The organism is Stenotrophomonas lacuserhaii, from assembly GCF_039674585.1.
Taxonomy (GTDB): Bacteria; Pseudomonadota; Gammaproteobacteria; order Xanthomonadales; family Xanthomonadaceae; genus Stenotrophomonas; species Stenotrophomonas pennii_A.
The window spans coordinates 1-10,590 of the sequence record NZ_JBDJNU010000067.1; the positions used below are offsets into that span (position 1 = coordinate 1).

Here is a 10,590-nt window from a genome sequence, read left to right on the forward strand (position 1 = left end):
GGGGGGGGGGGGGGGGGGGGGGCCTTCGCGCCCCTGTGGGGGCCCCCCCCCGCCCGGTCTTGCCGCCCTCGCCGCCCCCCCCCCCCCCCCCCCCCCCCCCCGGCCCACCCCCAGCAGCGGCTTCAGAGCCAGCCACGAGGGGCCCAGCCGTTCGCCGGATCAATCCTCTTCGGCAAGCATTTCCTGCAGCTTCTGCCGCGCCGGCTTGGCCAGCTTCTTGCTGTTCAGCGCGAACCGGATGGTGGCTTCCACCAGACCCAGATGCGTGCCGCAATCGAAACGACGGCCTTCAAAACGATACGCGTCCACCGGCTCGGTCTTGAGCAGCTCGGCAATGGCGTCGGTCAGCTGGATCTCGCCGCCGGCACCGGTACCGGTCGCTTCCAGCAGTTCGAAGATCTTCGGGCTCAGCACATAGCGGCCAACCACGGCCAGGTCGCTCGGCGCGTCTTCCGGCTTGGGCTTTTCCACGATCGCCGAGATCCGGCCATGGCTGCCGTCGAACGTTTCGGTCGCCACGATGCCGTAGCTGGCCGTCTGCTCGTGCGGCACGTCTTCCACCGCGATGACGCTGGCGCCGGTCGCGGCATTCAGGTCGGCCATCTGCTTCAGCGCGCCGTCGCCGCGGTTGTAGATCAGGTCATCCGGCAGCAGCACCGCGAACGGCTCGTCGCCGATGATTTCCTTTGCACACAGCACGGCATGGCCCAGGCCCAGGGCTTCGGCCTGGGTCACGAACACGGCGCGCACGCCGTTGGGCAGCACGTGGCGGACCAGTTCAAGCTGTTCGGTCTTGCCGGCACGCTCGAGCTTCTGTTCCAGCTCGTAGGCCTTGTCGAAATAGTCGGCGACGGCGTGCTTGTAGCGGTTGGTGATGAAGATCAGGGTGTCGCAACCTGCTTCGATCGCTTCGTCAACCGCGTACTGGATAAGCGGGCGATCAATGATCGGCAGCATTTCCTTCGGAACCGTCTTGGTTGCCGGCAAAAAGCGCGTCCCTAGCCCTGCCACTGGAAAAACCGCCTTTCTGATTCGCTTGCTCATCGATTACCTGTTGGCCTCACGCGCGGGGAAGGGCACTACGTTAGCGGATGGGATGTAAGCATCCTGTTGAAGCGGGTCGAACTCCGGCATCGTCGCGAACAGAATCTCCTGGATCGCTTCGATATCGTAAGTGGCAATGGCGTCGCGCAGCTTCGGGACATTGCCCAGCACCAGATCGCGCGAGAACGTCCTCACGCCGGCTTCCAGCACCTTGGGATGCGAGGTGGGGCGATAATCCTCGTCGGAATAGAACAGCGTCTCGTGCAGCTTTTCGCCTGGACGCAGCCCGGTGTAGATGATCGCGATGTCCTTGTACGGCTGCTTGCCGGCAAGCCGGATCATCTGTTCGGCCAGCACCCGGATCGGCACCGGCTCGCCCATGTCCAGGGTGTAGATGGCGCCGTGCGATGCCGATGCGGCCGCCTGCAGGATCAACTGGCAGGCCTCCGGGATGGTCATGAAGTAACGCGTGACTTCCGGGTCGGTCACGGTCACCGGCCCGCCCTTCATGATCTGGTCGCGGAACACCGGCACCACGCTGCCGGCCGAGGCCAGCACGTTGCCGAAGCGGACGGTCACGAAACGGGTATGCGTGGATTTCTGGTCCAGGCTCTGGCAGATCATCTCCGCGTAGCGCTTGCTGGCGCCCAGCGAGTTGACCGGATCGACGGCCTTGTCGGTGGAGATGAACACGAAATGTTCGACCTTGGCCTCCATGCAGGCCCGGGCCACGTTCTCGGTGGCCAGGATGTTGTTGCGCACGGCCTCGCGCAGCTGGCGCTCCAGCACCGGCACCTGCTTGTAGGCCGCGGCATGGAAGGCCGCTTCGATGCGGTGCAGGGACAGGGCGTGGCGGATCACCGCCGGGTCACCGCAGTCGCCCAGTACCGCCTCCACTTCGATATCCGGGAAGCTGCGGCGCAGCTCGGCTTCGATGGTCAGCAGCAGCAACTCGCTCATTTCCAGCAGGACGATGCGCCCTGCCCCGTGCCGGGCGCACTGCCGGCACAGCTCCGAACCGATCGAACCGCCGGCGCCGGTGACCAGCACCGTACGGCCTCCCAGCCAGGTGCGGATCAGTGACCAGTCCGGCTGGATCGGCTTGCGGCCGAGCAGGTCTTCGATCGCCACTTCCTTCAACTGGCCTGGCAGTGACTGCCCCTGCAGGATGTCGGTGAGTTTGGGCACGGTGCGGAACGGCACGCCGGTGCTTTCGCACAGGCCGACCACGCGCTGCATGCCGACCGCATCCAGGGAGGGAATGGCGATGACGATCAGCTTGGCGGCCGTCTCGCGGGCCACGGCGGCGGCGTCGTCCAACGTCCCAAGGATCGGCAGGCCCTGCAACTTGGCGCCTTGCAGGTGCGGGGCGTCGTCAAGCAGGCCGACCGGGTCGAACTCGCCTGAACGGCGCAGGTCACGAACCAGCGCCTCGGCCGCCTGGCCTGCACCGAGGATCAGCACCCGCCGGCCGCTGGTGTCGGACTGTACCGACTGGTAATCCTTCCAGGCCCGGTACAGCAGCCGCGGGGCACCCAGCAGCGCAGACAATGCAAAGGGATAGATGACCAGCACCGACATCGGCACGCCATCGAAGCGCTTCCACATCAGGGTCAGGACAATGGCCACCAGGCCGATGAAACTTGCCTTGAAGATGTTGATCAGGTCGGCAACGCTGGCGAACCGCCACAGGCCGCGGTACAGCCCGACACGCCAGAACACCAGCGCCTGGATGCCCAGCACCAGCGAGGTGTCGACATTCCAGAGCGGCAACGCAGGCGCATCGGGCAGGATGGAATAGCGGCCCGCATGCAGCAGCTGCCAGCAGGCCCACACCATGAACAAGTCATGGACGACGATGGCCGCGCGGGGCACCAACGCGATTATTCGATTCCACCGAGCTGACATGACCAGGTTAAACCCTCAAAAATTGCGCAGGCGAACACGCATGACAGCCCACAGGCAGGCCAACAACGCGCCCCAGGCGACTGCTACGCCCGCCTGTTGCAGCGGCGGCAGCCGAACCGCGAGCACCAGTACCGCCGCGCCGACGAGGCCGAGCAGAATATACACGCCAGTCACACGCGTGTGGCTGGAGCCCGCCTTCACCGCGCGCTGGTAGACATGCTGCGTATGGGGTTCCATCCAGCGCTGCCCCGAGAGCATGCGGGATGACAGCGTGAAGCCTGCGTCCACGATGAAGGCTGACAACGGTATCAACAAAGCCAGCCAGTGGATGTCAGTTACCGCGCTTGCCAGGCCGGCCAGCGCCGCCATCAGGTAGCCCAGTGCCCCGCTGCCGACGTCGCCCATGAAGATGCGCGCGCGCGGGTAGTTGAATGGAAGGAAACCCAGGCAGCCAGCAGCGACCACCACGGCCATCAGCGCGAACGGCAGCGGCATCACCACCGCCAGGCACAGCGCGCCGACCAGCGCATAGCCGCTGGCGATACCGTTGATGCCGTCCATGAAGTTCCACAGGTTCACCAGCGCGGTCGCCACCAGGAACAGCAGCACGGCCTGCAGCGCATTGCCGGTCGACTGCCAGACCAGGCCGGCCAGCAGTGCCGACGCCAGCATGTGTACCAGCAGCCGACGCACGGCCGGCAACGGGCGGTGATCGTCCCACCAGCCGATTCCCGCCACCATCACCAGGCCGGTGGCAAACACCGCCAGCTGGGGCGCGGCGGCCGGATACAGGAACGCGCCGGCGGCGGTGCCGGCCAGCACGGTGAGCACGATCGCAATGCCCCCCCCACGCGGCGTCGCAACATGGTGGCTGCGACGTTCGCCCGGGTGGTCCAGCAGCTGCCGCCGCAGCGCGTAACGGCGCGCCAGCCAGGTCAGCACGGCCGATACCAGCGCCAGCCCCAGCAGCGCCATCCACGATTGGATGTCCCGCATCGCTTACAGCACCGCGTAGTTCAGCAGCGGTTTGACCGTTCCCCACTCCTTGCAGCTGGGGCATTGCCAATGATGGGTGCGCGCGCCAAAGCCGCAACGCGTGCAGCGATAGGCCGGGTTGCGCACCAGCAGCTGGTCGGTGATGTGCTTGAGGTCATGCAGGGTCGCGGTGGGATCGGCGCCTTCGGCCAGAGTAAGGTCGATCAGCGCCGACTCGCCCCGTACCGACGGGCGATCCTTCAGCTGCCGGCCCAGATAGGCACGGGCCGGCGAAATGCCTTCCTGCTCTTCCATCAGCCGGGTCAGTGCCAGCACCGGGGCGATGCCGCGGTAATGCTCGGTCATTTCCGACAGGAAGCTGCGGGCGCCGCCCAGGTCACCGACCTTGCGGTAGTTCTGCATCAGCGGCTGCAGCACTTCGGGCAGGTACTCCGGATCGTTGCGCGCGGCGCGTTCGAAGGCGCGCACGGCGGCCTCGGCGTTGCCCGCATCGGTTTCCAGGCGGCCTTCGATGATGCCGGCACGGACCGACATCGCATCGGCCTGGTAGGCGCGCGCGATGGCCGCCCTCGCCTCCTCGACGTTGCCGGCGCCACGGTGGCGTTCGGCCAGTTCACATTCGAACTGTCCCACCAGTTTGCCCATCGGCTCCCCGGTCACTTCTTCGAAGCGCAGGGCGTTGTCGATCGCCTTTTCCCAGTCGCGCTCGGCCTGGTAGATGCCGATCAGGTGCTTGAGCGCCTGCGGGGCGCGCTGGTCGATCTGCGCCAGTTCGCTGAACACCGTTTCGGCGCGGTCCAGCAGGCCTGACTTCATGTAGTCCTCGCCGAGCGCCAGCAGCGCCTGCACGCGCTGGGCATCACTCAGGTCGGTGCGGTTGACCAGCCCCTGGTGCAGGCGGATGGCGCGGTCGACTTCGCCACGACGGCGGAACAGATGGCCCAGCGCGACCTGGGTCTCGAAGGTTTCCTTGTCCAGCTCGGCGATGTGCAGGAACAGCTCGATCGCCTTGTCCGGCTGCTCGTTGAGCAGGTAGTTCAGGCCACGGAAATAGGTGCTGGACAGGCGGCTGACCTGATTGTCCCCGTGCCGCTGCCCGCCGCGACGACCGATCACCCAGCCGGCCACGGCGGCCAGCGGCACGCACAGGAAGAACCAGAAATACTGGGAAACGAATTCCATGCGTGATCAGCGTCCTGCAGAAGGAGGATTGGAGGTCGCCACCGGGGTCACCAGGGCGGCCTTGTTGGCGCGGCGCAGCTGGGCATAGAGCGGAACGACCACGCTCACCAGCACCAGACCGGCACCGACCACGACCCCGACCAGCAATGCGGCGATCATCGCCACGCCAACCGAGGTATGCAATTGGGTAAATACAAGATTGATCGACATCTCGGTCATGTTGACCGCCCCGATGATGAGTCCAAGGACCAGAACGGCCAGCAGGACCAGCAAACGGAAAACCTTCATGCGACAGCTCCAGTCATGCCCGGTCTGTAGCTTATCCGACCCGGCGGGGGGATCGCACGCGCAACGTCACTGCCGTCAGGCAGGATCAGCGTCCTGCGGAACCACGTCGCTGACGCGTTCGCGCAGCTCCTTGCCCGGCTTGAAATGCGGTACATGCTTGCCTGGCAGGGCGACCGACTCCCCGGTCTTGGGGTTGCGGCCCAGACGCGGCGGGCGGTAATGCAGGGAAAAACTGCCGAAACCACGGATTTCGATCCGGTCACCGGCCGACAACGAACCACCCATCATTTCCAGCAACGACTTCACCGCCAGATCGACATCATCGGCCTTCAGGTGCGCCTGCCGGCGCGCGAGGATTTCGATCAGTTCGGATTTGGTCATTGCAGGCTCTGCTTGGGGGGCTCCAACCCTGAAACGGCCCGGACAAATGTCCGGGCCGTCCAGGAAACTACGACAGCGTAAGGCCGATTACTCGGACTTGTTGCCGCCCAGCTGTGCACGCAGCAGCGCGCCGAGCTGGGTCATGCCACCCGAAGCGGCGGACTGGTAGTCCTCCAGCACTTCGCGCATTTCGGCATCGTCCTTCGCCTTGATCGACAGCTGCAGGGTACGGCCCTTGCGGTCCATGCCCACGAACTTGGCTTCGATCTTGTCGCCAACCTTCAGGTGCTGGGTTGCATCGTCGACGCGGTCGGCGGAGATATCGCGGGCAGCCACATAGCCCTCGATGCCGTCGGCCAGTTCGATGATGGCGCCCTTGGCGTCAACTTCCTTGACCACACCTTCGATCTTCGAACCCTTCGGGTTCACGGCCATGAACTGACCGAACGGGTCCTGCTCCAGCTGCTTGACGCCCAGGCTGATGCGCTCGCGTTCCGGATCGACGGCCAGGACGACGGCGTCCAGGTTGTCGCCCTTCTTGAAGTTGCGCACGATGTCTTCGCCAGTGGTCGCCCAGCTGATGTCGGACAGGTGGACCAGGCCGTCGATGCCGCCGTCCAGGCCGATGAAGATGCCGAAGTCGGTGATCGACTTGATCTGGCCCGACACCTTGTCACCCTTCTTGTGGGTGGCAGCGAAGGTTTCCCACGGATTGGCGGCAACCTGCTTCATGCCCAGCGAGATGCGGCGACGCTCTTCGTCACAATCCAGCACCATCACTTCGACTTCGTCACCGACCTGCACGACCTTGGACGGGTTGACGTTCTTGTTGGTCCAATCCATTTCGGACACGTGCACCAGGCCTTCCACGCCCGGCTCGATCTCGACGAACGCGCCGTAATCGGTCACGTTGGAGACCTTGCCGAACACGCGGCTGTTGGCCGGGTAACGACGCGAGATGTTATCCCACGGATCTTCGCCCAGCTGCTTCAGGCCCAGCGAAACGCGGTTGCGCTCGCGGTCGAACTTCAGCACGCGCACGTCCAGCTCGTCGCCGACGTTCACGACTTCGGACGGATGGCGCACGCGCTTCCAGGCCATGTCGGTGATGTGCAGCAGGCCGTCGATACCGCCCAGGTCCACGAACGCGCCGTAGTCGGTCAGGTTCTTGACGACACCCTTCAGGATCGCGCCTTCCTGCAGCTTGTCCATCAGCTGCTCGCGCTCTTCCGAGTGCTCGCTTTCGACGACAGCGCGGCGCGAAACCACGACGTTGTTACGCTTGCGGTCCAGCTTGATGAGCTTGAATTCCAGCTCCTTGCCTTCCAGGTAGGCCGGATCGCGCACGGGGCGCACATCGACCAGGGAACCCGGCAGGAACGCGCGGACATCCTTGATGTCCACGGTGAAACCACCCTTGACCTTGCCGCTGATGCGGCCGGTGATGGTTTCGTTCTTTTCCAACGCTTCTTCCAGCTCGTCCCACACCATCGCGCGCTTGGCTTTCTCGCGCGACAGGACGGTTTCACCGAAGCCGTTCTCGATGGAATCGAGGGCGACCTTGACGATATCGCCTTCGGCGACATCGATCTCGCCAGCGTCGTTACGGAACTGTTCGATCGGCACGATGCCTTCGGACTTCAGCCCGGCGTTGATCACCACGACATCGCCGCGGACTTCCACGACGGTACCGCTGACGATCGAGCCCGGCTTCAGCTTGGCCAGATTGGCCTGGCTGGCTTCAAACAGTTCGGCAAAAGATTCGGTCATTAGATTTACTCTGTTGATCACATGGGTCAGCGGCGTCCATCAAGGAGTCCGTCTGCCCGCCTGTTGGTCGACCCCGGAAAAGCAGGCCGTGTGTGAAGTGGTTAAACCGCCACGCATCATTGCGCGGCGGAGCATTTACTACCTTGCAGTACGGATCGCCTTGCGGCAGCGACAACCGCCACGAACGCTGGCGGTACTCCTGTACGAACGGATCAGGCACCCGGAACCGGAAGCAGATCCATCACTCGTGCAACGACATCATCGATGCCGATACCAGTGGTATCGATGAGGACGGCATCGTCTGCCGGCTTCAGGGGCGCCACAGTGCGCTGTGCATCACGGGCGTCGCGGGCCATGATCTCGCGCAGGAGGTCATCAAAGTTAACAGAAACCCCTTTGTCATTCAACTGCTTATGCCGGCGCTCGGCGCGCTCCTCGGCGCTGGCCGTCAGGAAAACCTTGAATGGGGCGTCGGCGAAGATGACCGTGCCCATGTCGCGGCCGTCGGCGACCAGGCCCGGCGCCAACCTGAATGCGCGCTGGCGCTCCTTCAGTGCGCTGCGCACCTCCGGAATGGCGGCAATGGCCGACGCCAGCGCCCCGGTGGTCTCCAGCCGCAGCTCGTCGGTGGCGTCTGTGCCGTTGACCAGCACCCGCATCGCCTCGCCCTGCTCCACGAACTGGACCTTGGTATCAAAGGTGCAGCGCACCAGCGCGGAGGCGTCGGAGGTATCGATGTCGGCCCAGCTTGCCGCCACGCCCACGGCCCGGTACAGCGCACCCGAATCGAGGTAATGCCAGCCCAGCCGGCGGGCCACGATGCGGCTGATGGTACCCTTGCCAGCCCCGGAAGGGCCGTCGATGGTGAGGACGGGAACGAGTGCGGACATGGGGTTTCCAGCGGGTGTGAAGGCCCCATTCTAGCCCCAGCCAGGGCCCCTGCCACGATTGTTCTGTGCAACCACTTGAAACGATGGAGAAAAGCCCGGTAGAATGGCGGGCTTGAACGAGCGTCAACGCAGTATTGTCTCTGGCATATCGCGGCCGCGCTCCATCTGAACACTTACTTTTACACTCAACGTGTACGCCGAGGTATGCCATGAAAGTCCTGTCCTCCCTGAAGTCGGCGAAGGCCCGTCACCGTGACTGCAAGGTCGTGCGTCGCCGTGGCAAGATCTTCGTCATCTGCAAGTCGAACCCGCGTTTCAAGGCGCGCCAGCGCTGAGTCGGCCGGCCTGACGGCCGTCCACGGTTCCTTCGCGGGGCCGGTTTGATGCAGAAAGCCGCCTCCGGGCGGCTTTCTGCTTTGTTTGTGCTGTAATCGCCGTTCTTGACCACTGGGGAGTAGCTCGAGATGAAGCGTTACCTGATGTCCCTGGCCGTGCTGGCCATGCTGGCCGCCGCCACCCCGGCGCTGGCCGACACCCTGCTGATCGACCGTGCCGCCGACAAGCCGGCCGGCGCCCTGCCCCTGCGCGGACAGAGCATGCAGCAGGTGCAGAGCCAGTTCGGCTCACCCGCTGAACAGCTCGATGCCCGCGGCGGCCAGAAGCGCCAGTGGCCGACCATCAACCGCTGGGTCTACCCGCAGTTCACCGTCTACTTCGAAAGGCAGAAGGTGATCGACGTGGTGGCCAACAAGGCGGCCCCCAACGAGATCGGTCCCAAGCCACCGATCCGCTGACGAACCCGGCCCGCGCCTGCGCGGGCGCATCCAAGCGAGACCATGAACCAGACCCTTCGTTTTCCTGCCGAATGGGAAGCCCAGAGCGGCATCCTGATTGCCTGGCCGACCGCCGACACCGACTGGGCCGATCGCCTGGGCCAGGTGGAAGAGACCTACATCGCCCTGGTGGCGGCGATCACCCGCTTCCAGCCGGTGCTGATCTGCGTGGCCGACGATGACGTGGAGACCTATGCCGAGATGCGGCTGCGCTCCAACCGCATCGACATGGACCGCGTGCTGTTCGTCACTGCCGCCTACGATGACACCTGGCTGCGCGATTCCGGTCCGATCACCCTGCAGCGCAGGGACGGCGGCTTCCAGCTGCTGGATTTCCGCTTCACCGGCTGGGGCGGCAAGTTCGACGCCACCCTGGACGACCAGCTGGTCGGCGTGCTGGATGCCGCGCGCATGTTCAACGACGCGCCGGTGCGCAGCATTGCGTTCGCACTGGAAGGCGGTGGCATTGAAACCGACGGCCAAGGCACCCTGCTCACCACCTGGAAGTGCCTGCACGAGCGTCACCCGGACCGTGACCGCGCCAGCCTGTCCGCCGACCTGGCGGAATGGCTGCAGCAGGACCGCGTGCTGTGGCTGGACCACGGCTACCTGGAAGGGGACGACACCGACGCGCACATCGACACGCTGGCGCGCTTCGCTTCGGCCGACAGCATCGTCTACCAGGCCTGCGACGATGCGTCGGATTCGCATCACGCCGAGCTGCAGGCGATGGGCGCTGAACTGGCCGCGCTGCGCACCGCCGATGGCCAGCCGTACCGCCTGTTCCCGCTGCCGTGGCCGCAGCCGGTACTGGACGAAGGGCGTCGCCTGGCAGCGTCCTACGCGAACTTCCTGATCGTCAATGGCGCGGTGTTGATGCCGGCCTACGGCGACGTGGCCGACGACGCGGCGCGCGATGTGCTGGCGGCGGCGTTCCCGGACCGGGAGATCGTGCAGGTACCGTGCCGGTCGCTGATCTGGCAGAACGGGAGCCTGCATTGCATCACGATGCAGCTGCCGGCGGGGTTGCTGGCGGCAAACGGCTGAGCCCTTCGTGGCTGGCTGGTGAAGCGGCATCCTGCGATGGGTCGGGTGGTGGGGCTCGTCGGGGGACGGCAAGAGCCGCTCCTGCGGGCCTCGTTTCGCGCCATCCATGGCGCTCAACGCCCCCGCCCAGCCCCACCTCCCGACCCTCGGACATGTTCCGTGGGCCGCCAGCCACGTAAGAAAAAGGAAAAACGGTAGCGCCGACCCATGGTCGGCGGAGTCCGTCAGCCCTCATTCCCCCTACCATCCGC

The 10,590-nt window shown here is 65.1% G+C and carries 11 protein-coding genes; 3 read left to right on the forward strand and 8 right to left on the reverse strand.

Annotated features, from left to right (window positions below; all coding sequences use genetic code 11):
• Nucleotides 1-159 precede the first annotated feature (159 nt).
• From galU to cmk, 8 genes are all read right to left on the reverse strand, one after another.
• The gene (galU, locus tag ABE522_RS16870) at nt 160-1,044 is read right to left on the reverse strand and encodes a UTP--glucose-1-phosphate uridylyltransferase GalU (protein ID WP_346592689.1); all 885 of its coding nucleotides are present in this window, start codon (nt 1,042-1,044) and stop codon (nt 160-162) included.
• 3 nt (nt 1,045-1,047) lie between these two features.
• Nucleotides 1,048-2,952 (reverse strand): polysaccharide biosynthesis protein, encoded by a 1,905-nt coding sequence (locus ABE522_RS16875; RefSeq protein WP_346592690.1) that lies wholly within the window; start codon nt 2,950-2,952, stop codon nt 1,048-1,050.
• A gap of 15 nt (nt 2,953-2,967) precedes the next feature.
• Entirely contained in the window at nt 2,968-3,948 is a 981-nt protein-coding gene (locus ABE522_RS16880; protein WP_346592691.1) for an MraY family glycosyltransferase, read from the reverse strand.
• A gap of 3 nt (nt 3,949-3,951) precedes the next feature.
• Nucleotides 3,952-5,130, reverse strand: a complete 1,179-nt coding sequence (lapB, locus tag ABE522_RS16885; protein ID WP_346592692.1) for a lipopolysaccharide assembly protein LapB — start codon at nt 5,128-5,130, stop codon at nt 3,952-3,954.
• Between the two features lie 6 nt (nt 5,131-5,136).
• Nucleotides 5,137-5,418, reverse strand: a complete 282-nt coding sequence (locus ABE522_RS16890) for a hypothetical protein (RefSeq protein ID WP_346592693.1) — start codon at nt 5,416-5,418, stop codon at nt 5,137-5,139.
• Nucleotides 5,419-5,493: 75 nt separating this feature from the next.
• Nucleotides 5,494-5,799, reverse strand: a complete 306-nt coding sequence (locus tag ABE522_RS16895; protein WP_042615402.1) for an integration host factor subunit beta — start codon at nt 5,797-5,799, stop codon at nt 5,494-5,496.
• Between the two features lie 87 nt (nt 5,800-5,886).
• Nucleotides 5,887-7,569: a 30S ribosomal protein S1 gene (gene rpsA, locus ABE522_RS16900; RefSeq protein ID WP_042615403.1), complete on the reverse strand. Its 1,683-nt coding sequence runs from the start codon at nt 7,567-7,569 to the stop codon at nt 5,887-5,889.
• Between the two features lie 212 nt (nt 7,570-7,781).
• A complete protein-coding gene (gene cmk, locus ABE522_RS16905; RefSeq protein ID WP_346592694.1) occupies nt 7,782-8,459 on the reverse strand; it encodes a (d)CMP kinase in 678 nt (225 codons plus the stop codon).
• Nucleotides 8,460-8,668: 209 nt separating this feature from the next.
• Between cmk and ykgO the strand changes: the two genes are divergently transcribed.
• The 3 genes from ykgO to ABE522_RS16920 all read left to right on the forward strand — a co-directional run bounded on the left by ykgO (nt 8,669) and on the right by ABE522_RS16920 (nt 10,339).
• Entirely contained in the window at nt 8,669-8,794 is a 126-nt protein-coding gene (ykgO, locus tag ABE522_RS16910) for a type B 50S ribosomal protein L36 (RefSeq protein WP_005409283.1), read from the forward strand.
• Nucleotides 8,795-8,923: 129 nt separating this feature from the next.
• Nucleotides 8,924-9,253, forward strand: coding sequence for a hypothetical protein (locus tag ABE522_RS16915; protein ID WP_346592695.1), 330 nt, complete (start codon nt 8,924-8,926; stop codon nt 9,251-9,253).
• A 42-nt stretch (nt 9,254-9,295) separates the two neighbouring features.
• On the forward strand, nt 9,296-10,339 hold the full coding sequence (locus tag ABE522_RS16920) for an agmatine deiminase family protein (RefSeq protein ID WP_346592696.1): 1,044 nt from the start codon (nt 9,296-9,298) through the stop codon (nt 10,337-10,339).
• Nucleotides 10,340-10,590: the final 251 nt, after the last annotated feature.

Excerpts from the sequence above, each read along its gene's own strand:
- galU (WP_346592689.1), bottom strand. The coding sequence starts at position 1,044 with ATGAGCAAGCGAATCAGAAAGGCGGTTTTTCCAGTGGCAGGGCTAGGG.
- ABE522_RS16875 (WP_346592690.1), bottom strand. The coding sequence starts at position 2,952 with ATGTCAGCTCGGTGGAATCGAATAATCGCGTTGGTGCCCCGCGCGGCC.
- ABE522_RS16880 (WP_346592691.1), bottom strand. The coding sequence starts at position 3,948 with ATGCGGGACATCCAATCGTGGATGGCGCTGCTGGGGCTGGCGCTGGTA.
- lapB (WP_346592692.1), bottom strand. The coding sequence starts at position 5,130 with ATGGAATTCGTTTCCCAGTATTTCTGGTTCTTCCTGTGCGTGCCGCTG.
- ABE522_RS16890 (WP_346592693.1), bottom strand. The coding sequence starts at position 5,418 with ATGAAGGTTTTCCGTTTGCTGGTCCTGCTGGCCGTTCTGGTCCTTGGA.
- ABE522_RS16895 (WP_042615402.1), bottom strand. The coding sequence starts at position 5,799 with ATGACCAAATCCGAACTGATCGAAATCCTCGCGCGCCGGCAGGCGCAC.
- rpsA (WP_042615403.1), bottom strand. The coding sequence starts at position 7,569 with ATGACCGAATCTTTTGCCGAACTGTTTGAAGCCAGCCAGGCCAATCTG.
- cmk (WP_346592694.1), bottom strand. The coding sequence starts at position 8,459 with ATGTCCGCACTCGTTCCCGTCCTCACCATCGACGGCCCTTCCGGGGCT.
- ykgO (WP_005409283.1), top strand. The coding sequence starts at position 8,669 with ATGAAAGTCCTGTCCTCCCTGAAGTCGGCGAAGGCCCGTCACCGTGAC.
- ABE522_RS16915 (WP_346592695.1), top strand. The coding sequence starts at position 8,924 with ATGAAGCGTTACCTGATGTCCCTGGCCGTGCTGGCCATGCTGGCCGCC.
- ABE522_RS16920 (WP_346592696.1), top strand. The coding sequence starts at position 9,296 with ATGAACCAGACCCTTCGTTTTCCTGCCGAATGGGAAGCCCAGAGCGGC.